This window comes from Kangiella sp. TOML190 (assembly GCF_023706045.1).
Classification (GTDB): Bacteria; Pseudomonadota; Gammaproteobacteria; order Enterobacterales; family Kangiellaceae; genus Kangiella.
On sequence record NZ_BQYL01000001.1, the window covers coordinates 853742 to 876246 of the forward strand.

At 40.4% G+C, this 22505-nt stretch carries 18 protein-coding genes; 10 read left to right on the top strand and 8 right to left on the bottom strand.

Annotated features, from left to right (window positions below):
* The first annotated feature begins 30 nt into the window (after window positions 1-30).
* The gene (locus NFS34_RS04145; RefSeq protein ID WP_251358626.1) at window positions 31-762 is read left to right on the top strand and encodes a YdiY family protein; all 732 of its coding nucleotides are present in this window, start codon (window positions 31-33) and stop codon (window positions 760-762) included.
* A 47-nt stretch (window positions 763-809) separates the two neighbouring features.
* Here NFS34_RS04145 and NFS34_RS04150 read toward each other — a convergent pair whose 3' ends face one another.
* From NFS34_RS04150 to NFS34_RS04160, 3 genes are all read right to left on the bottom strand, one after another.
* A complete protein-coding gene (locus NFS34_RS04150; RefSeq protein WP_251358627.1) occupies window positions 810-2714 on the bottom strand; it encodes a lipopolysaccharide assembly protein LapB in 1905 nt (634 codons plus the stop codon).
* 10 nt (window positions 2715-2724) lie between these two features.
* Complete coding sequence (locus NFS34_RS04155; RefSeq protein WP_251358628.1) at window positions 2725-4416, bottom strand: DUF262 domain-containing protein; 1692 nt, start codon at window positions 4414-4416, stop codon at window positions 2725-2727.
* A 100-nt stretch (window positions 4417-4516) separates the two neighbouring features.
* Window positions 4517-5353, bottom strand: coding sequence for a hypothetical protein (locus NFS34_RS04160; RefSeq protein ID WP_251358629.1), 837 nt, complete (start codon window positions 5351-5353; stop codon window positions 4517-4519).
* A 138-nt stretch (window positions 5354-5491) separates the two neighbouring features.
* Here NFS34_RS04160 and NFS34_RS04165 point away from each other — a divergent pair, with 138 nt between their 5' ends.
* Both NFS34_RS04165 and NFS34_RS04170 read left to right on the top strand, forming a co-directional pair.
* Window positions 5492-5770, top strand: coding sequence for a hypothetical protein (locus NFS34_RS04165; protein ID WP_251358630.1), 279 nt, complete (start codon window positions 5492-5494; stop codon window positions 5768-5770).
* 264 nt (window positions 5771-6034) lie between these two features.
* Window positions 6035-7114: an IS1595 family transposase gene (locus NFS34_RS04170; protein ID WP_251358631.1), complete on the top strand. Its 1080-nt coding sequence runs from the start codon at window positions 6035-6037 to the stop codon at window positions 7112-7114.
* Here the strand turns inward: NFS34_RS04170 and NFS34_RS04175 are convergent.
* The 3 genes from NFS34_RS04175 to NFS34_RS04185 form a co-directional block, all read right to left on the bottom strand.
* The gene (locus NFS34_RS04175) at window positions 7100-7582 is read right to left on the bottom strand and encodes a hypothetical protein (RefSeq protein ID WP_251358632.1); all 483 of its coding nucleotides are present in this window, start codon (window positions 7580-7582) and stop codon (window positions 7100-7102) included. The two genes, NFS34_RS04170 and NFS34_RS04175, sit on opposite strands and share 15 nt — an antisense overlap.
* Before the next feature lie 105 nt (window positions 7583-7687).
* Window positions 7688-8557, bottom strand: a complete 870-nt coding sequence (gene rhlP / locus NFS34_RS04180) for a rhombotarget lipoprotein (RefSeq protein ID WP_251358633.1) — start codon at window positions 8555-8557, stop codon at window positions 7688-7690.
* Between the two features lie 129 nt (window positions 8558-8686).
* On the bottom strand, window positions 8687-9226 hold the full coding sequence (locus NFS34_RS04185) for a gamma carbonic anhydrase family protein (RefSeq protein ID WP_251358634.1): 540 nt from the start codon (window positions 9224-9226) through the stop codon (window positions 8687-8689).
* A 158-nt stretch (window positions 9227-9384) separates the two neighbouring features.
* Between NFS34_RS04185 and NFS34_RS04190 the strand changes: the two genes are divergently transcribed.
* From NFS34_RS04190 to NFS34_RS04200, 3 genes are read left to right on the top strand one after another with little or no spacing between them, the layout of a single operon-like run.
* Entirely contained in the window at window positions 9385-11814 is a 2430-nt protein-coding gene (locus tag NFS34_RS04190; RefSeq protein ID WP_251358635.1) for a bifunctional diguanylate cyclase/phosphodiesterase, read from the top strand.
* Between the two features lie 23 nt (window positions 11815-11837).
* Entirely contained in the window at window positions 11838-12719 is an 882-nt protein-coding gene (locus tag NFS34_RS04195; RefSeq protein WP_251358636.1) for a RimK family alpha-L-glutamate ligase, read from the top strand.
* 2 nt (window positions 12720-12721) lie between these two features.
* Window positions 12722-13738, top strand: coding sequence for a TraB/GumN family protein (locus NFS34_RS04200; protein ID WP_251358637.1), 1017 nt, complete (start codon window positions 12722-12724; stop codon window positions 13736-13738).
* A gap of 108 nt (window positions 13739-13846) precedes the next feature.
* On the opposite strand, the gene gorA is transcribed toward NFS34_RS04200, so the two are convergent.
* Entirely contained in the window at window positions 13847-15199 is a 1353-nt protein-coding gene (gene gorA / locus NFS34_RS04205; RefSeq protein ID WP_251358638.1) for a glutathione-disulfide reductase, read from the bottom strand.
* A 108-nt stretch (window positions 15200-15307) separates the two neighbouring features.
* Here gorA and hldE point away from each other — a divergent pair, with 108 nt between their 5' ends.
* The gene (gene hldE / locus NFS34_RS04210) at window positions 15308-16726 is read left to right on the top strand and encodes a bifunctional D-glycero-beta-D-manno-heptose-7-phosphate kinase/D-glycero-beta-D-manno-heptose 1-phosphate adenylyltransferase HldE (RefSeq protein ID WP_251358639.1); all 1419 of its coding nucleotides are present in this window, start codon (window positions 15308-15310) and stop codon (window positions 16724-16726) included.
* Between the two features lie 26 nt (window positions 16727-16752).
* Here the strand turns inward: hldE and NFS34_RS04215 are convergent, their stop codons facing one another.
* Window positions 16753-17601, bottom strand: a complete 849-nt coding sequence (locus NFS34_RS04215) for an adenylyltransferase/cytidyltransferase family protein (RefSeq protein ID WP_251358640.1) — start codon at window positions 17599-17601, stop codon at window positions 16753-16755.
* 86 nt (window positions 17602-17687) lie between these two features.
* Between NFS34_RS04215 and NFS34_RS04220 the strand changes: the two genes are divergently transcribed.
* From NFS34_RS04220 to NFS34_RS04230, 3 genes are read left to right on the top strand one after another with little or no spacing between them, the layout of a single operon-like run.
* Window positions 17688-18746 (top strand): CDP-glycerol glycerophosphotransferase family protein, encoded by a 1059-nt coding sequence (locus NFS34_RS04220; protein WP_251358641.1) that lies wholly within the window; start codon window positions 17688-17690, stop codon window positions 18744-18746.
* A gap of 24 nt (window positions 18747-18770) precedes the next feature.
* Entirely contained in the window at window positions 18771-20816 is a 2046-nt protein-coding gene (gene prlC / locus NFS34_RS04225; RefSeq protein WP_376707963.1) for an oligopeptidase A, read from the top strand.
* 2 nt (window positions 20817-20818) lie between these two features.
* Window positions 20819-22369 (top strand): FGGY-family carbohydrate kinase, encoded by a 1551-nt coding sequence (locus NFS34_RS04230; RefSeq protein WP_251358643.1) that lies wholly within the window; start codon window positions 20819-20821, stop codon window positions 22367-22369.
* The last annotated feature ends 136 nt before the right edge of the window (window positions 22370-22505 follow it).

The following is a 22505-nucleotide window of genomic DNA, read 5'->3' on the forward strand; positions in this document are numbered from 1 at the left end:
TTGCCGTCCGCTTTAGAGAGGTGAATGACAATGAAATTAACTAAAATTTTTGCTGCAGTAGCTGCTGTAGTTTCCATGGGCTCAGTGCAAGCATCGGGTTTGTTAGCCGACGCTCCTGAGGAAGGCACTAAAGGTAATATCGATCTAGGCTTCGTTGATACGTCGGGTAACACTAACACGACGACTATGAATGGTGCTTTTGATTATCTGATTCGAGTGTCCGATCCTTATTCGATGGGCTTTAGTGTTACCGGTTTAAACAACTCTGATGATGACGAGCGCTCTGCGGAAAAGTATACTTTCGCATGGAATAATCGTTATGACTTATCTGAGAAAGATTTTTTGTACGGTACTTTAGATTACGTTAATGACTATTTTGGTGCTTATGATTACCAATCTGGTGTCTATTTTGGTTACGGTCGTCAAATTTTCAAAGACGACAGTGGCAGCCTTTCTTTAGGTGTTGCTGCTGGTTATCGAATCAATAAAGTATTTGTTGGCGATGATGAAAAAGAAGGTGTTTTGCGTGGCGACTTGGACTATGCCTACAATATTTCAGAATCAGCCACTTTTACCCAGAAGTTAACGGCGATCATTGGTGAAGAGGTGGACACTTATGATTCGGAAACGGCTTTGACAGCTAAGCTTTCTGACAGTTTGGCATTGAAAGTAGCCTATTTGGTAACTCATAATTCAAAAGTTCCTGCTGATCGTGACAAAACTGATAAGACTGCCTCAGTTGGAGTAAGCTATAGCTTCTAAACGAAGTTAGCCGCTATTAGGTAGCAAATGCACCTAATAGCGTGCTCCTAATTAATGGGGACTTTTTCCGCCTCAGAAAACCTTTTAAGGGTTATAAGCAAGTTTTTTAAATTCATATAGGCAATTTTATAATTAGGATTTAAGGCAATTGCTTTCCTATAGGCCTCTTCAGCTTTGGCGTATTCGCCTATTCTTTTTAAAGAAACGCCGTAATTAGAAAATTGTTTAGCGTCATCTGGAAGAAGTTCAGTTAGATGCTTATATACATCTACTACTTTCTCGTACTCTTTTAATTTCTGAAACTGGTTAGCCAGTGAAAGATATAAATCTTCATCATTTGACTTTATCCTTAATGTTTCATCAAAATGGTGCATCGCTTCGTTTGAGCGATTTGAGTTAAGTAATAAAATAGCATAATTGAATTGAATCTGTGCAATGTTTTCATTTATGGATATAACTTTTCTATATGCCTCGTCCGCTTCCTTTATTCGATTAGCAGAATGTAGACTTAAAGCTAATCCTATATAAGATGACAAACTTTCTGGATGTAAAGAAATACTTTTTTTGTAGATTTTTATGGCCTCATTATGCTTAGTTCTTCCGGCTAATACATTACCCAAAGCGTAAAGTGAGTAATGACTTTCAGGTGATAGCTGTATCGCTTTTTTGGCATATTGTTCTGCCTTGTCCAGATCATTAGATTTTAAATATGCGTAGCTAAGTCCTGCATAACCCATTTCGCTTTTCGGGAATCTCTCAAGATGCTTTTTGAAATAACTAAGTGCATCATTATGTCTGTTCTGAGCTGCGTATATATATCCTAAATATGAGTATGCCAAGTGAGGTGCGTGGCCTATATCTAAAAATTTGAGGAATGCTTTTTCAGCTAACATGAATTCATTGAGATCATAGAAATGAATGCCATGTACAAAGCAGTCTATAGGGCTTTCATCATTACAAGCCTTATCAAACATTTTGTCTGACATTTTAATATTGCCTAGCTGTTTGTGAAAAATGCCAGTAATAAAACAGTCGTGAGTGGAGTTTTCACTCTTTAGACAGGCTCTAGTCAGGTATTGCATTACTTCTGACTTATCGCTTGACTGAAAAGCTACATCGCCACATGTATCAGGACTAATATAGCAGGCTGCTTTCTCAATTATGTTAATGCTCTTGTTATCTTGTTTTATAAAAGGATACATGGCTATTCCTATTGATAGTACTAAGCCTGATAAAATTATCCCTAAAGAGCTACCGGGTTTGCTTTCTATGTCTAGCCATCTCGAAAGAAATGTTTTAGAGGATAGCTTCATCACCCAAGTAGATAAAACATATAACCATGAAAGAAAAGAGGTTAAAAAAGTTGAGTAAAAAAAGATAGAATATACACTAAATGCTGCTACCATTTTCATAATTGAAACATCATGTACATTAGCGATCCATAGATATACAAGTATATAAGTGCTAATAATTACTGCAGATAATACAATGTCAGCAAACAATAAGAACAAATGCCCGAAAACCCCTTTCACATTTTCAAACAATTTAAGTAAATATCTTGTTTGAAGCAAAGAAAGGTAATCTGGGACAAAGTTGATCAGAATACCAAGGGTTAAGATCTGAAATAAGGCTAGTTCTGTTTGTATCCGCGGTCTTTCGCTTGAAAAAAATGAGGCATTGTTAAAGACTACATATAAGATTAGAACGAAGCTTAAAGAAGCTATACACGAGTTAACAATGCATCTAACAGATAAGTGCTTAGAGCCAAATATACTGTCAAAGAAATTGTTATAGTGTTTTATCCAACTATCTTCATAATCTCCCCAAAGCCATAAAGAGAAACTTTCTCTTTTGCTTTGCGACATATGACTAATTGAAAACTTTGAAAAATTGTAAACTGCTACAACAATGGCAAAAAGGATTCCAAAGTAGCTTATAAATGTACTATCCATATAAATAAATTTAGAAATCAGATCGCCAAATATGGCTGGCTAATTTAGACATCTCCGTTTGTCTTGCTCGTAAAGCATCAGGATTCCAAGTCTGAGCGTTGATCTGGTTCGCAGAAGAGTAAACGCTCTCAATATAACTATTAACTTTAACTGCAAAAACTTCGTTACCAATTTCTCTATTCAAATTTGCTTCAAGTAAGCAATAGTTACCCAATCGATATAAGAAGCCTTCTTGAGAGTCTTTAGGAAAGTGTTCCAACCATGCTCTGCTAGAGTTTTCAGGGAAAATATGCTCAATTGTTCCTGCATCCAGTTCAAAGTCCCTATTTATTCCTGACATATGCTCTTCAATTTTATATAGAATATATCTAACCAGTTTTTTTCGTCTTTTATTATTCATAACCTTATTAGAAAAGTCATGTTCAAACTCTTCATCACTTACATAAATACTCTTTAGTTGCTCGAAAACATGCCTGGCTCTGGTTATCTCATTTTTGCTTATTTTAACTGCCGCGGCGTTATACGCTTTTTCTAGCTCATTAGGGTTTCTTCCGCATATGACACTGTATCGAAATGAAATTGCTATGCTTAGTTTTATAGTTTTTCTAAACTCTTCATCAGTGAAGTTGTTATATGCGGATAATAGAAGGGGTGTAATTTGTTTAACATTAAAAAGGCTAAACTCTCGGATTAAAGTTTTGGTTCCATCTCTGTCTTTCCAAATGTCGGAGTTATAGTTTTTTAAGGCTTCAAAAATATCAGCATTAACCTCAAGCTCTTCAAGTAAAGCCAGAGCCTTGGGCGCTGAGTCTACTCTACTTTTAATGGTTTTGAATAGCCTATCAGATCTTACTAGAGAAGATTTCGAATTTATAAAGTACCTAAGAAAGTCTGGCAGTTTATCAGTTCCAACGGTATCGCCTATTCGCTTCCACCTTCTTTGTTGAAGTTCTATTTCATTCTCATCGTCAATTAACGAAAATAAATAGTTTTTTAAAAGATCTGTCGAGGTTAATTCAACACCACGCGCATTTAATGTTTCAAACACTATATAAGCACTTAAATCATCTTCCACATTTATTTCTATAAAGAGAATCCTTCTTGAAATTAATTCAATGATTAATGCTGCAAGCGATGCTCCATTATCTTTTAAATTATCTAAGGTATTAATTTTTTCAGAAAAGTATAAGTATGCCCGATACAATCTTTTATTAGAGGCCGATAAACTTCTAATATTATTAGGCTCAACCAATTGAAGTAAATTGTTTTGAAAAAACTCATCATTATTTTTATTTAAAAACAATTTACTTGTATATTTTAAGGTCGTAGCGTGCTTATCGTCTAAGTAATTTCGCCTTAAAATCTCAACACGTTCTTTATTTTGCTCCTTTTCCTGCCCGGCATCCGCCAAATCTTCTATCCGTTTTATTATCGTAAGTATAATTATAGAAAAGGTTGTGAACCTTTGCTGACCATCTATCACGCTTGAAACTTTATCTTCGAGTTTCTGCAGAACTATTGATCCCATATAGTGGTAGGATTCAGGGTTATTTATTAAGGCTACAATATCTTCCCAAAGGTCTTCCCAATGCTCTTCTGACCAAGAGTAATCTCTTTGATAGGGAGGGACATGATAAATCTTACTAGAAGACAATAAGTCATCTAGCGTAACTGTACTTGTATTTAATAGATTTTTTGACATATGGAATTCCTTTTACTTTAAACATGACAATGCAAATATGCATTAAATTCAAATGGTTACATCATTATTAGGTAATACTATAGTATTGTAGTTATTTAAATCAAACTGATTGTTTTGTCTGGCTTTCATTTTTATAGTTATTTAGCTCTTCAAGATTAATCGAGCTTAAGACCGTGAATATTTCGGCTCTTTCAAAACCATATACCTCTTTTCCAAGCATATGGTTTAATTTGCTTTTTATAAATATTATCCAACTACTAAATGATTCTGTTTTACGCACTTTCTTTTGGTGGCTGCTAATTTTTTTTAATATCCCCGTTCTCTCAAACATCAGTTCATATAAATCAAAGCCAATTACGTCTGTTGGAGTACACATCGATAAGGTGATAATTGTTTTAATGAGCAATTCAATAACTAAATCTGCATGCTCTTCATATAAATCATGAAATACCAGCAAAGCTGCAGCTGAATCCAGTGAGCAATGTTTTGAGATATGTTCAATTAACTCTTTAGAAATTTCATTTTGTTGAACTCTCTGACTATATGCTTCCTCATAAAATATCTTTGAAGAAAGCTCAGGGTTTAGCAGCCTTAATAAAATAGAAGCGCTTGAAGTGTCATCAACCTTAAGAGCAAAAGCTTGCCATATGGGATGCCTTAATGTCGACATGCTCAAATCTGGCAGGTATTTATCCATAGCCTCTATTATATGGGTTCGATCTATTACTTCACCTCCACTTTTCAGTGTCCAAAAATTTCCTTTTGAAGTCGGTAGAGCAGGTAACTGAGGGTTGTAACTTCGCTCTAATTCAAAAAAGTCATAGAGGTGATTATGGTGACTTACATTCATTCTCATACAAGCAACCGAGACATAGTACTTCGTTGCAATACTTTTTATCTCTTTGGGCAGCTTTCTATATGCTTGGAGAGTGTACATTCTGTTGTTTACCAGTGGTTGTTTATTGGGTAGTTGCCGTTTGAGGTCATCATAACTTTATTCAAATACTTTGATTCTTACAATAGAATCGAAAAGTATCTTTAAATCACGAATCTATACAGTTGCGGAGTATTTCAAATGATAAATACATATGATGAACTAAAAGAATTAACTCTTGAGTTAGAAATTCAATTATTGCAGCTGTATAAATCTCCAATTTTGCACGGTGAATCTCTTCAACTTTCATTGGGGTATAAAAGTTTAGATGCAATGAGGCAATCTTTTGCTAAAGGCAGAGCGCCAATTAAGTTATTCAAAATGAGTAATAGGAGAGGGAAATATGCTTTAACAAAAGATGTTGCAGCATACTTAGCTAAAACCAGATTAGATATAGATAAGGAGGAGCATATGAAATAAAAAGGAAATAGCTTATTTAATCGAGGCAATTAGCTAGAAAGCAAAAAGCTCAAGTGAATAAACACTTGAGCCTCTTAAGAATAGCAAGTAAGACTTGCTATGCATACAGCTTAAGATTACTTACCTATCTGCTTTCTGTCAATCTATATAACCGGTGTTTTTCACATCGCTGTTAGATTGCTATTGCCTCCATTTTTCATAGAAATCGCATAAGTGATTGATAAATGGAGAAAAAAATTTTGAGAATACAATTAGGAGGTATTTATGCCTCAAAGCTATAGGTTGAGTAGTGAACGAAGAAATTTTTCATTAGACGACATTGATGAAATGACAGAAGAAAAAGCTATGTTATTTATTGCGAAATCGCGCTGGGGAAGTGAAAGTGAGCAGGTTTGTCCCGAATGCGGAAGCTTCTCCAAGCATTACTACAAAAAAACAAGAAAGCAGTGGCGATGCAAGCATTGTAATCATACTTTTAGTGTTACATCTAGCTCTGTTTTTGCCCATAAAAAGATTAAGTATAAAAAGTTACTCCGGTTGCTTTTTATGTTCTGTAATTCAGCTAAAGGAGTTAGCGCAACTGAATTAAGTGGCATCCTAGGTTTATCGCAAAAATCTAGCTGGCTTTTATGTCATAAAATTCGTGAAGGGCTATTACGATCAAGGGATGAATCGCCTCTATCTGGGTTAATACATATCGATGGAGCCTACTTTGGAGGAAAAAGAAGGCATGGCCGTAAAAGAAGGTATCGTATTGCTCACAAAGCTTATGAAGCAAGAATCGCCACAAAGGGCAAGGTTAAGCTTCCCTTAAGTCCAATACAGAAAAGAAATCTTTATAAAAGAAAGAAAAACAGGCGTGTAGTAATGAGTTTGAGAGAAATTAGCTCTAAATCTGGTCAAGGAGCAACTAAAACAAGAATTGCTGTTACTAGAGCTGAAGATGAAGCCAATGTAATAAAACTCTGTGAGCGATTCGTAGCTAAAGGAAGCACGATTTGGAGTGACGAACATAAGGCTTATAACAAGCTTCAGAGTAACTATAAACATGAATCCGTAGAGCATTCCGAAGAATTTATGTCCGAATCTGGCGTGCATAACAATCAAGCTGAATCATATAATTCTCGGTTACGCCGAGCAGAATATGGCACCTTTCATGGCATGCGTCCACAGTACATGCTTGATTATGCCCAAGAGATGGCATGGAGAGAAGATACACGCAGAGATACACTACTGGATCAATTAAGCAGTCTGATACGTTGTGTTTTCTCTGTTGGAGAATCCGTTTGGTGGCGAGGATACCACCAAGGAGTTAGGCGGAACGATGAACTACTTGCCTTTTAGGCGATAGTATCTTTTTGCAGCATTATTTTTAACAGGCAAGCACTCAAGTACTCCTTGAGTGCACATTGCATAAAGGGAATTCCTAATAGATTTATAAAATTTTGGATAGGTAATATCATCACTGATAGCGTAATTAGATGAGATATGATCTAGTACATCCTTTGTAGATAGTGCTTTATTATCATTCTTTTCAAAGTATCTTAAAATCAGCTGCTTAATAGTACGATTTTTTATTGCTTTCTTTACTGGCTGATCCTGAGTAGTCGGAATAACTTTGGGATTTATTTGTATTTCGTGAAGCCGAATAGTTTTATCTAAAGCATTCAAGTCTTCTTGTAACTTAAGAATTCTCCTATCAAAAGGCTCAGTATAAATATCTCGTTCTTGACGAAGACGTATTATTTTACCCTCAATAGATGAGCGTTTTTTAATAAGCCAGTTTAGAGATGCAGGGATACGATTTGACATAATCAAATTGTATCCCGCTTATTTAATTAGGCTAGGTGCATTTGCTACCTAATAGCGAAGTTAGCTATTAAAAAGCCCTTGTTTCAAGGGCTTTTTTTGTTGATGTTACTTTATTGATTTTTGTCTGAAGGGTAAGGTGAGTGAGAGCAATAACCATAAAACTAAAATTTCAAACATACCAAAACCACCTGCTCCAGAATAGCCTTTTTTATTAGAAACGATCACCGAGTCTTTATCGTTTTTTATTTTTTCCTGAAACTTTTCAAGTTCTAATTCTAGATTGCCTGTCATATTCGAGGCTGCCACTCGAAAGCCCTCGGCGCTGTCATGACGCAATTCTTCGCTTAAATTTACGGGAGTTGAGCGGCCTTTGACTGAGCTGGATCCGGGCGCGCGAAACAACATACTTCTGCTGCTGATGTCATAAACCACGGTATCAAGCATGGTACTGGTATCATTTTTTTCACCAGAAACCAGGTAAGCGCCGACTATGGTCCAATAGGATAAGGATAAGAAATCTTCGTCGGTGAACTGAACTTGGTCATAAGATACTAACGCGATCAGCTCAACGCCATACATATTCGCTATCTGATCGAGATTGTCGAAACCGCCTTGTGGTCTTAGGTAAGCTGAGGGAATAACGGCGATATCTTCAACAAACTCTAAATTTCTAAAATCTTGCGCGATGGTCTCCAATAATTCTGCTTTTAAGGTCTCGGGGAAGTCATGTCCATAACTGTTGCCTGACCAAACATTGTGAGCTCTTGAATGGTTGTGTTGATCTGGCACAAAAGCAATACCAACCTTTAAAGGCAGTTTAAGGTGAGGAATACTAGGGGAAACTTTGGTTTGCTCTCCAGAATAGAGGTAATCGACAACGCTACTTGAGCCTCTGACCTTTTGTCCTGCGCAGGATTGTAAAAACAAACCGATTACCATGATTAAAGTGAGTCTAAGCAAGTTACTGCCGATCATTTTAGGGCTCCTTATTATGTTTAAATCAGCCGTATCGCTAACAGCAACATACAATTATCGGACTGATTAGCACTTTTAATAGTAGTGCGGTTAATCATAAAGAGTGATCGAGTTGGGCGCAAATCCTTGTTAGATATCGCTATCGGATAAATGCTGGTTTTTAATTCGGACATAGTTGGCGGCGGAATATTCGAAGAAACCGATTTCCTCTTCAGTCAACTTACGAATTTTTCTTGCTGGCGAACCAACCCACAAATAGCCGCCTTCCAGCTCGCGCCCCGGCGGTACTAAACTGTTGGCGCCAATAATAACGTGTTCGCGAATAATGGCGCCGTCCATAACCACTGCCCCCATCCCGATAAGGCAATTATTTTCGATGTGGCAGCCGTGCAAGATGGCTTTATGACCAACAGTTACGTTGTCGCCAACCACCAGATCAAAGCCGCCCGGATCGTAAGGGCCATCATGAGTTACGTGGCAGACGGTTCCGTCTTGAATACTGGTGCGGTTGCCAATTCGGATCGAATGTACGTCGCCGCGCAAAACCGCCATTGGCCATATGGAGCTATCCTTTCCTATTTCCACATCGCCTAGCACCAGAGCCATTGGATCGACGAAAGTTTTGTCACCAATTTTTGGTGTGTATTGTTTAAATCTACGAATTGCCATTTGAAATGCTCGCTTTGTTCATTAATAGTATTTTAACTGGAAAAAAGAGTATCGCAAAATCTTATCGCTAACTTTGGACAACGGCTGCTCGCTAGTTTATTCTATGAAGCGATGTATGGGATAAAGTACATAAAAAATTAGGATAACGCTTAAGCTGAATGACTGAAAAACCACCGATACAAGAAGCAATTTTGCAAAGTATTTGCCAGCAAGATTATGTAGCGATTTTGCTGTGTAATGAGTCGCAAGTGGTCAAAGTTGTTAACAATAATCCTGAGATTAATGCCTCTAATTTGTTGGGTGTTGAGTATCCTTTGTGGCTGCCCAAAGAATTGATCGACGGCACTGCCAATCGTACCCTAGTTAAATTACCCGATGTGGTAACCAAAAACGAATACATTGCTTCTATTATCGATTTGCCCCAAGGCAAGTCCTTCCTTAAAAAAGCAATCACCTTACAATCTGTCCCCTCAAATTTGTTCGAAGGTTTAGAAGATGAGAAGTTTATGGATTCTTATCACAAAGCCTTGCTGAGTGAATTACCCATTTGTATTTTTAGTTTGGACTATAAGAGCCAATTGTTTACTCAAGGACTAGAGGAATTTGCAGAAATGTTGGGCTATAGTCCAAAAGAAATTCGCAAAATGCCGGAAGGGGTTTATTCACCCGTTTACCCCGCCGATCGTGAGATCATAGATGAGCAAGAAAAAGCATTGAGTGAAACGGATGATTCGAGCTTGGTCGCAACCAAATTTAGGCTAATTCATAAAGATGGTGCCATTCGCTGGTATCAGGTTAACAGCATCATCTCGCAGCGGGATGATAATGGTAAGCCAATTACCGAGATTGGAGCGATCATGCCAATTTCGCAGCCAGTATCTGAAACTGACGCTCTAAGAGATCAAGAGCGCTATTATAAAAGGCTGGTGGAAAATAGTTATGACTGCATTTTAGTCTTTGATAAGGATTTTTATGTGACCTATATGTCGCCTTCGGTAACTAAAGTTACGGGCTATACCGAAGAAGACTTAATCGGCAAACGTTTCGCGCCTTATATTTATGAAGATGATCGGGAAGAGTCAAGCTCTCACATTCAATACGTGGCTTCGAACCCAGGAATGTTATCGGTCGTTGAACGCCGGATTAACCATAAGAAAGGACATATGCTGTGGGTTGAAAGTCGTTTGGCTAACCATCTCAATGATCCAGCAATTCAAGGCGTGACCATTAATTTTCATGATATTTCCGAGCGCAAAAAAGCTGAGCGTAAAATTCATAGCTTGGCTAATTATGATCCCCTGACCAAATTACCAAACCGTTACCTGCTGCGAAAACGCTTGTTGAAAGGCATCGCTGAGTCGGTAAAAAAGCAACAAAAGTTAGCTTTTATGTATATTGATTTGGATCGTTTTAAAGAAATTAACGATACCTTAGGTCATTCCGTGGGAGATGCCTTATTACGAGACGTATCGGGAACCATCGAGAAATGTTTGCGTGAATCGGATACTTTAGCGCGGGTTGGTGGTGACGAATTTGCGATTGTCTTGCCGGATTCCAGTGAAAAAGAAGCCGGCGCGATTGCCTCAAGAATTTTAGATCAATTTAGAACTCCGTTTAAGGCGGATGACCATACGGTGCAGACTGGCGCTTCGATTGGCATTAGTATCTTTCCAAATCACACCAAAAAAGCCGAAGATTTGTTCCGTTTTGCCGATATCGCAATGTATTCGGCCAAACAGGATAGAAATTCCTATCAGTTTTATCAGATAAAACATACGCAACAAGAAAGTCAGCGCCGTCGCACCGAAAAGAAGCTTAAAGTGGCGATTGCTAATGGTGATTTGCGACTTTATTATCAGCCGCGCGTGGATATTCAAACGGGCAAAATCAAAAGTGTGGAAGCCTTGTGCCGTTGGTACGATCCGGACTCTGGCGATATATCACCTGGACTCTTTATCCCAATTGCTGAAGAAACGGCGCTGATTAATGAGTTAAGTAAGTCGGTAACCGATATGGCTTGCCGTCAGGTTAACGATTGGCGCAACATGGGGATTGATACGACCATTGCCTTGAACTTATCGATTAAAGATCTGAAGAACTTTAATATTGTGCGTCAGTTTTCCGATACCATGGCGATGTATGGGATCGAAGGAAACTCGCTTGAAATTGAGATCACCGAAAGCGCGGCTATGACCGATGTTCTCAATACGGTGAAAGTTCTCAATCAATTCAAAGAGTTAGACATTAAAATTTCGATTGATGATTTTGGTAAAGGCTATTCGTCTTTGGCCTATCTGAGTCAGTTGCCAGTGGATAATCTCAAAATTGATATGTATTTTGTTTCGCAATTAGGCAGTCAGAAACGGGATCGTCTGATCAACGTTAACATTATTCGCTCTATCATTTCCTTGGCCCAGAGCTTGGATCTGGCGACGGTTGGTGAAGGTATTGAAACCGTACAACAGATGTCTATCTTACAGTCTTTGGGCTGTGATATGGGGCAAGGTATGCTTTACTGTCGCCCGCTATCCGCTAATGCCATTACTGATATTATCAAAAAGGGTAGTATTTCTTTTCCCGTCCAATAATTTACCGACTAGCTGATTAACAAATGAAAATAGCCATTGCCAGTTGCTTTAACCTGCCCGAATGGGAGCAAGACGACCAACCCTTTTTTGCTCAACTGGCTGCAGATCAGATCGAATACCAAGTGTTAGCTTGGGATTCTGACGTCGATTGGTCACAATTTGATGCTTGCTTATTACGCACCACTTGGGATTATCAAGAGCGATTTGAGGAGTTCATCAACTGGATTGACAAAGTCAGTACGCAAACTCGGCTGCTCAACAATCAGGCGGTAGTTTTGTGGAATAGCCATAAAAAATACCTAAAAGATCTTGAGGACGCTGGAATTACTATTGCCCCAACCGAATGGTTATGGCGAGGGCAAACTTACAATATTGGGCACTTGATGGCGATGCGCGGTTGGGATCAAGGTTTTATTAAGCCTTTAGTGGGAGCCAATGCGCGAGAATGCTTGCCATTTGATAACTCAAGCAAGGGCCTGCAAAAGGCGCAGCAGCATTTAGAACGATTAGTAGCAACAGAAGATCTGGTCTTGCAGCCTTATTTAGCATCAGTAGAAACTTTTGGTGAAACTTCCGGTATTTTCTTTGACCATGAATTCAGTCATGGAACCCGTAAAGTGCCGGTAAAAGGTGATTTTAGGGTGCAAGATGATTATGGTGCTAAAGATTATCCATACCAATTGTCGCCTGCTGAAAAGGCCTTAGCAGCTAAGGCGATGGAATATGTTAGTGAACGATTTGGCCGTTTGCTTTACGCACGGATTGATTTCTTGCATGATCAAGAGGGAACGCCTTATCTGAATGAGATGGAATTAATTGAGCCTTCATTATTTTTTAGGCATGGTGGTAAGCAAAGCTGCCGATTATTGAGTCAAAAACTGAAATATTTATTATCAAGGGGATAAGCATGAACAAATTCATAAGCATTTTTTTGCTACTAGTGATCGCCGCTGGCGGTTACTATTTTTACAACAAAGATAAAGAGTCAAAAGCTGCTGAAGCGAAAGCGGAAATGGCGGCTGTAGAAGAGAAGGCAAAGGTTGAAGTTGAGAAGACCGTCGAGCCGATGCTTGAGGAGAAACAAGAGGTCTCTCAAGAACCAGCGGTTGCTCAAGACTATACTCCAGCGATTTGGAAGATTGAACATAGTGGTAAGACTTCCTACCTATTTGGTTCGATCCATGTAGGTAAAAAAGATATGTATCCGCTGCCAGAGAAGGTCATGCAAGCTTTTGCTGCTTCGGATACCTTGGCGGTTGAGGCCAACATCAACAAGGTTGATCAGATGGAAATGGCGCAGATGATTCAGCAAATGGCTCTGGATCTGGAAAACCCATTACCAACGGTGCTAACCGAAAAAACCAAGGCCAAATACGATGAGTATTGTGAGACACAAGCCGCCACCTGTAATATGGTGAGGGTATTTGAACCTTGGATGGCCGCTATGACTATCGAGGTAATGGGTGTGGTTCAAGCGGGTTACTCTGAAAATTACGGTGTTGATAAGTTCTTTATCAAAGGTGCCGAAAGTAAAGAAATTGCTGAATTAGAATCGATCAAAGAGCAGCTTACGCTATTGGACGAGATGCCAAAAGCATTACAAGACTATATGGTCTTAGGCGCGGTATCTAAGGATGTTGAAGATTTTGAGTTACTAATGGATGCTTGGAAAACGGGCAATATGGATGAAGTTTTAGAAAAGGCCGAACAAGAAGCGAAAGAATTGGGCGTGCCTGAAGATATTATGAACCAGTTTAACGATATTTTCCTTTATAAACGTAACCAAGTGATGGCCGATGGTATCGCCGATCTAATTAATCAAGGAAAGTCAGTTTTTGCGGTGGTGGGCGCGGCACATTACGCCGGTAAAAATAGCGTTAACCAATACCTTGAAGCAAAAGGTTTTACAGTCGAAAGACTTTAGATTATAACCATAGATCGCTCAAAAGCCCTGAAATTCAGGGCTTTTTTTATACCAAAACAGAATCTTGTTGCAGGCTTCTTTGATAAGAAGTTAAGTAAAAAATCCGCTTTAACGCATGGTCACGAACTCTTCCGCTGAGGTCGGATGAATCGCTATGGTATTATCAAAATCCGCTTTAGTAGCCCCCATTTTTAGAGCGACTGCAAAGCCTTGCAGAATTTCGTCCATGGCATAGCCAATACCGTGGATACCAACCACCTTTTCTTGTTCACCCACGCAAACCAGCTTCATACGAGTGGGTTCGCGATGGCTAGTAAGAGCCGAGTACATGGCGGTGAATTGTGATTGATACACTTTAACCTGATCATCGCCAAACTGATTTTGGGCCTGTTGCTCGGTAAGACCAACGGTGCCAATGGGCGGATGACTAAAAACCACGGTAGGAATATTAGAATAATCCAGATGCTCACCGGTTTTATTATTGAAAAGGCGTTCCGATAAGCGTCGTCCTGCGGCGACTGCCACCGGAGTTAGCGCTGCTCTACCGGTGTTATCGCCAATTGCATAAATGCCTTCGACGTTGGTATTTTGGTATTGGTCGGTTTGAATAAAGCCACCATCGGTTAACTGAATGTCAGTTTTGTCTAAACCAAGCTTGTCTGTGGCAGGTGCCCGCCCTACTGCCCAAATCAGCTGTTCAACAGGACCGATTTGAGTACCGCTTTGGCAGTGAATGGTTAAACCATGCTTATCACGGCTGATCTTCTCAGGGATACAGTGGGTGTGTAGATCCAGCTTAGAATTGTGCATCGTCTCCATCAAGGTTTCTGAAAGTAAATTATCAAAGCTGCGTAAAGGCTTGTCTTTGCGCATAACCAGATGAGTCTTGCTGCCAAGGGCATGGAACACTCCTGCAATTTCTACTGCGATATACCCAGCGCCAAGCACTGCGACGGACTTTGGCTGTTGCTCGAGCCCAAAAAAGCCATCGGAGTCAATGCCGTATTCAGCGCCAGGAATTTGCGGAATGACAGGGTAGCCACCAGTTGCTATCACGATATGATCTGCGGTCAAGCGCTGCCCATCGACTTCTAGGGTTTTGTTATCCTCAAAGGTGGCATAACCTTGGATCAGATCCACTTTGTTGTTGGCTAAAACTCGATCATAGCTTTGATGAATACGACCAATATAAGCTTGACGCGATTCGACCAATTTAGCCCAGTTAAAATCAGGAGATTTGACGGAAAAACCGTAATCTGGAGCAAATTTCATTGCTTCGGCAATTTGAGCGCCGTGCCACATGGCTTTTTTTGGCACGCAGCCTACATTTACGCAGGTGCCGCCCAGCGCTTTGGCTTCAATAATGGCACACTTAGCGCCGTACATGGCTGCTCGATTGGCAGATGCAATGCCACCACTTCCGCCGCCAACGGCAATAAAATCATAGTGTTTGATGCTCATAACAGGTTCCAACAAAAATTTTATTCAATTATACGGATATAACGCAGAAAATAGATAATAAGTTACAAAATCGTTATCATGAGTCAATTCTTATCAAGCAGCTAGTTTATGACGATTAAAGTTCCCGACTTTTCAAAAGCGAATATCTTGGTGATTGGCGATCTGATGTTGGATCGTTATTGGCACGGTGATACTTCAAGGATTTCACCGGAATCCCCAGTACCAGTGGTTAATGTGAATCAGGTGGAAAATCGCGCTGGAGGTGCGGCTAATGTGGCGCTTAACTTAGCGGCTTTAGGGGCTCAAGTTAGCGTTGCAGGGATCACGGGCGAAGATAGCGAAGCCGAGCTGCTGGAGTCATTATTGCAGGCAGCTGGCGTTAGCTGTTTATTTGAAAAAAGAGCTAATCAAGCCACCATCACTAAATTACGAGTCATTAGTCGTAACCAACAGCTTATTCGTTTAGATTTTGAAAAAGATTTTGCCTTGCAGAATCCGATCAAGCATACGCAATTGGAACAACAACTGGAGCAGTATGATCTGATTGTATTGTCGGATTACAACAAAGGAACTCTGCAAGCACCGCAATCGATTATCGCCAAAGCAAAACAAAGTAATATCCCACTGCTAGTCGATCCTAAGGGCAATGACTTTCGTAAGTATCGAGGGGCGACTTTGCTCACACCCAATCAGTCTGAATTTGAAGCGATTGTTGGTAAGACTCATGATGATGAAATCTTGCTTAGCCAAGGCGAGGCATTAAGAAAAGAGTTGGAATTAGGGGCACTGTTAATTACCCGTAGTGAAAAAGGTATGGCCTTAATTGAGCAGAGCAAACAGCCTTATTTACAACCTACCCAAGCAAAAGAAATTTCCGATGTAACAGGCGCTGGTGATACGGTGATTGCCACCTTGGCTGCTGCTTATGCGGTTGAACAAAATTTGGTGTTAGCGAGTAAAGTAGCCAATATTGCAGCGGGAATCGTGATCAGCAAATTAGGCACCGCTACCGTTAGTCCAAGTGAATTGCAGGCGGCGATTGAGCAAGATTTTGCTCCACAACACGGGGTTGTGACCGAACAGCAATTACTCAACTTGATAGCCACGGCGAAAGCAAAAAATGAAATCCTGGTTATGACTAATGGTTGTTTTGATATCCTTCATCCGGGTCATGCGGCCTATTTGAAAGAAGCTGCTGCCTTGGGTGACCGCTTGATCGTGGCGGTAAATGATGATGATTCTGTGCAGCGCTTAAAAGGTGATGCTAGACCGATTAACCCGCTGAGCCACCGTATGCAGATGCTCTCTTCCTTAACAGGAGTCGATTGGGTGGTCGCTTTTAGCGAAGATACTCCTGAGAGAATTATTGGTCGTTGTTTGCCAGATATCTTGGTTAAGGGTGGCGATTATAAAGCTGAAGATATCGCTGGTTATGAAGCAGTTAAAGCTAATGGCGGTGAGGTCAAAATATTACAATTCAAAGCAGGCTATTCGACCTCATCCATTATTGAGAAAATTCGTCGTTAAATTGAATTAGCTTGAGTTAGATAGAGCTAAGTTAAATTTAATTTAGATTTCAAAATAGTAGAGCTAACATTTGGGGTGTAAGGAAAATATTCCATAGCACAAGTCACTTTGGGGTACCTTCCTTTCCAATCATCGCCAACGGATATCGCATCAATTTTGTAAGTATCGACAATCGCTTGCTTATTTTTGTCCACTTGCGGAATGGCTTCATCAACAATATCGAGCGCTTTAATAATGGAAATGCGTTCTTCAAACGGAATAACTGGTAAGCGTCCTTTTTCTTTGAGGATCAGATCATCGGTAGATACCCCAACTATTAAGTGATTACAAAGGGCTTTGCTTTTAGCCAAGATATTCAGGTGGCCTTGATGGAATATATCAAAACAGCCAGACGTGTAGAGCCTGCGGTATTTTTTCCGCGGTATTATTTGCTCTTTACTGAGACTCGAAAATTGTTCGGTTAAAAAGTGATTAAACGCAAGTTGTGATTCGGCATTAATATTGATACTTTTGCTCAAATCCGGCGGCTTGCCCCAAGATGGATCAGGATACTGCTGACCATTAAAACTTGCCCCTTGCTCATAGCGCGGAATGATATGAAAATGCACTTCAGGATCCACAAGCATTAACATTAAGTAATTAATCTTGTTATAATTGAATTGAGATTTGAGGACATGTTCCACTTCCTTGATGATGTAATGCTTTTCCTTGTTGGCCTCAATAGAAATGGCTGAAAAATCAGTAACTTCTTCCTTGCAAATAAGTATCAGCGAGCCTAAGGTGGTTTGCTGCGGTCTTAGCAAAAGATGCCAATGATTGTAGCTTTTAACTAAGCTATTCGGGTAATCAAAAGAAGCTAAAGTTTGTTCTAACATCACAAAAGAAAATAGGTGTTTTAACTTTATTGTAGTTGCTTAAGACTAGATAGCAATAGAATTTCTTAAAATTATAAGAGAAACGTATGCAGGTTATTTTTGATACGCAAAACATATACTATATTCCACAATATTACCCTATCTATAAAGTACTGATAGAAAATAATATTGAATGTATCTTTGTGTGTTATACCGGGAAAAATGATCAGTCCGTTTTTGCAAAAGAAATTCCCGGTAACCAGGTTTGGGTGTCCGGTAAAGAGCAAGCCTTGGACTACTATTTAAAAACTAAGCCTGATTGGATTTTTTTTGGTAATGCTTTTCAAGGCTTAGAGCAAATACACCAATACTCAAAAACCGCTCAGTTAGGACATGGTGTAGGTCCTAAGCCAAGTTATTATAGAAAGTCTGATACACCTATGACGGTTCGCTTTATGGAAGGCGAATTGCGCTTGCGTATCATCAAGCAGATGTATCCAGAAGATACCTTTGTGCAAGTAGGATTTTCCAAGCTCGATCCGATTTTTGACGGTAGCGAGCAAGGTATCGATTTAGTAGCCAAGCAACTGGATACTAGTAAAAAAACATTACTTTATGCGCCAACCTTTAACCCAAGCTCACTAGAGCGATTTCCAGATAACTGGCCAGAGAAATTTTCCGACTATAATGTTCTAATCAAGCCGCATGCTTTTACCTACACTCGAAAACAGTACAAAGGCCAGAGGAAAAAATTAAAAAAATGGGCCAGTTATGCAAACTGCTATGTAGCCCCTGTCGAGGATTATTCGTTATTGCCCTATCTTAAAACTGCGGATCTCTTGATCAGCGAGGCTTCCTCGACCTTGTTTGAATTTGTTGTTCTGGATAAGCCGGTGATAGTAGCTAACTTTTTTAAGCTTAAATGGTCTTATCGTGGTCCCTTTAGTTATAGGTTTGAAAAACGGTTTGGCAAAGATAATGTTATTTATAATAAGATTGGCACTCACATCAGTAAATTTAGTCAGCTCAAAAACGCAGTCAAACAGCAGTTAGCTAACCCTCAAGAATATCGTGAGCAAAGAGCGCAATACCGCCAAGATCATATTGGTCCGGTAGATGGTAAGGCCTCGCAAAGAATCGTAGATTATTTGCTCGAACGTCGTTAATTTTAGAATCAACAACCTATTACAATTATGAACCCATTATTAGACTTAAAAACACTACCGCCTTTTACAAAAATCAAACCAAACAACATGGTAGAGGCGGTTAAAACCATCATCGAAGAGAGTCGCCAGCAGATCAATCAGCTGGTTGAGTCGCAGACTAAAAATACAATCAATTGGCAATCCTTTGTCGCACCGCTGGAAGCGATTAACGATCGGCTTGATCGCGCTTGGTCACCGATTAGCCATATGAATGCAGTGGTCAATAGTGATGAGATTCGTGAGGCCTATAACGCTTGTTTGCCACTATTATCAGAGTACGGAACTGAGATGGGGCAGCATCAAGGTTTGTACCAAGCAATACAAAACTTAAGTGACAAAGCTGATGAGTTGCAGCTGGATGAGATTCAGCAAAAAATCTTAAACGATGACTTAAGAGATTTTAAGTTATCTGGGGTTTCATTGTCCGATGAAAAGAAAAAAACTTATGGCAAAATCCAATTAAGAATGTCGGAACTAACCGCTAAGTTTGAACAGAATTTACTCGATTCGACCATGGGTTGGTATAAAGATCTGCAAGATGAATCAGCCTTAGAGGGATTGCCACAATCGGCAATAAAAGCGGCCAAACAAACTGCGCAAGCCAATGGCGTTGATGGTTATCGTTTAACCTTGGAGTACCCGTCCTATTTACCAGTGATGATGCATGCCAATGATCGAGCTTTGCGCCAAGAAGTTTATACCGCTTTTTGCACTCGCGCGTCAGATCAAGGGCCGCACGATAGTAAGTTTGATAATTCGAAACTGATGCCAGAAATACTGAGTTTGCGCCATCAACTAGCCGAGCTTTTGGATTTCGATAATTATGCGCAGCTATCATTGGCCACTAAAATGGCCAACTCTACCGATCAAGTTATCGATTTTTTGCAAGATTTGGCCAATAAGTCGCAGTCACAAGCGCAAGCGGAAATCTTGGAGTTAGAAAATTTTGCTAAAGAGCATTATCAGCAAGAGGCGCTGCAAGCATGGGATCTAGCCTACTACAGCGAAAAACTTAAAAAGCATAAATACAATATTTCGCAAGAAGAGTTGCGCCCTTGGTTTCCTGAAAATCAAGTGATTAAAGGCATGTTTGAGATTACCGGGCAGTTATTTGGGATCAGTTTTGAGCAAAGGGATGATGTGGATATTTGGCATCCCGATGTGCGCTTTTATGATATTTATAATAGTCATAATCAACCCATTGCCAGTTTTTACTTGGATCTGTACGCGCGCAAAAATAAACGCGGTGGCGCTTGGATGGCCGACTGCATTGGGCGACGAAAAGATGGTGAGACGACGCAAAAGCCAGTGGCGTTCTTGACCTGCAACTTCAATGCGCCAGTAGGTGAGCAGCCAGCGTTGTTTACCCACGATGAAGTTACCACTCTATTTCATGAGTTTGGGCATGGCTTACACCATATGTTGACCAAGATTGACTATGCTGCGGTCGCAGGTATTAGCGGTGTTGCTTGGGATGCGGTTGAATTGCCAAGCCAGTTTTTAGAGAACTTTTGCTGGGTTGAGTTGGGGCTTGACAAAATTGCTCGTCATTTTGAAACAGGCGAGCCGCTGCCAAAAGAAAAGCTGGAGCGGTTGTTAGCCGCTAAGAATTTTCAGTCTGCGATGCAAATGCTGCGGCAAATTGAGTTTGCGTTATTTGACTTTAAAATTCATAGAGAATTTGATCCGAGCGAACCTGATCTAATACAAACGATCTTAGATCAGGTTCGAGATAAATTTGCGGTAGTAAAAACGCCGGAGTTTAACCGTTTTCAACATGGTTTTAGCCATATTTTCGCGGGCGGTTATGCCGCAGGTTATTACTCTTATAAATGGGCGGAAGTCTTGTCGGCGGATGCTTTTTCGCGCTTTGAAGAAGAAGGCATTTTCAACTCAAAAGTGGGTCAAGATTTCTTAGAACATATTTTAGAAAAAGGTGGCTCGCAAGAAGCCGCAGATCTGTTTGTTGCTTTTCGCGGGCGTGAACCTTCCACCGAGCCGCTATTACGTCATTCAGGTATAGGACAATAGGCTTGACTGAAGAAACGATTCTTGCCATTGATAATGGCACTCAATCGCTGCGTGCTATTATTTTTGATTTAGCGGGAAATTTAATTGCTAAGTCGCAAGTGCCTTTATTGGAGGCGTATTTTTCAGATCAAGCCGATTGGAGTGAACAGCATCCTCATTTTTTTTGGGACTCTTTGTGCAGGGCTTGTAACAATTTGTGGCAGGATCCAAAGGTTGATCGCAAGGCTATTAAGGCAGTTGCGGTTACTACTATGCGCAATACGGTGATTAACCTTGATGAGCAAGGTGAACCTTTACGACCAGCCATTATTTGGACCGATAAACGTAAGCTTAAAGACATTAAACCGATCCAAGGGCTTTGGAAATATGCGTTTAAATTGGCGCGGGTTGAAGATACCATTCATAATTTTCAAGCCAGTTGTCAGGCTGCTTGGATTGCACATCATCAGCCACAGATTTGGCAAAAAACCCATAAGTATCTGCTGCTTTCGGGCTACCTTAATTTTAAGCTGACAGGAGAGTTTAAGGACTCTCTTGCCTCGCAAGTGGGCTATATTCCTTTTGACTATAAGCGCCATCAGTGGGCGCAAGATGGCGATTGGAAATGGCAAGTCGCGCCGATGGATAAAGATCTATTACCGGATCTGGTAAAGCCAGGCGAGCCTATTGGTCAAGTTCATGCGGCAGCTTCGGTAGCAACGGGTATCCCGAAAAACATTCCGGTTATCGCCGCAGGTGCGGATAAATCATCGGAAGTATTGGGCTCCGGTTGTATTCAAGATCATCAGGCCTGCTTGAGCTATGGTACAACAGCAACTATTAACGTCACCAGTTCTAAGTACATTGAACCAATCAAGTTTGTGCCGCCCTATCCCTCCAATGTGGCTGATGCCTACACCATCGAGTATCAAATTTACCGCGGCTATTGGATGGTCAGTTGGTTTAAAGAGCAATTTGGTCAGATGGAACGAGATTTATCGCAAAAAATGGGGATTGCAGCGGAACAGTTGTTTGATGAAGCGATAACCCTAATTCCACCAGGCTCAGAGGGTTTAATGCTACAGCCCTACTGGTCACCTGGCGTGAAGATCCCGGACCCAGAAGCGCGTGGCGCTATTATTGGTTTTAGCGATTTGCATACTCGGGCTCACGTTTATCGCGCTATTTTAGAGGGGATTGCTTATGGCTTGCGCGATGGTATGGAGTCGATAGAAAAGCGTACCAAGCAGCCGATGCAGGAGCTGATAGTTTCTGGTGGCGGTTCGCAAAGTCCAGTGGCGATGCAGCTGACCGCTGATATTTTTAATATGCCCGCGATCCGTCCGCATACTTATGAAACTTCGGCTTTGGGGGCGGCGATAAACGCTGCAGTTGGTATTGGCGCGTTTAAGAATTATGCCGAGGCAGTGAAGGCCATGTGTCGGCATGGCGAAACCTTTGAGCCGCTGACTGCCAATGTTGCCTTGTATGAAGAACTTTATCAGCAAGGCTATAAGAAAATGTACCGGCAATTAAAACCCATTTATCAGCGTTTTAGACAACTATTGGGCTAAAGGACTAAGCAAAGGATTTAGCTAATTAACTGATATAATCGGCTTGGCATACAAACATAAAAAAAGCCGTACCGATTTTGCAAAAGGTACGGCTTGAGCGCCAAAAGTGTTACATCAAACTTGTATTGGGGGTGAC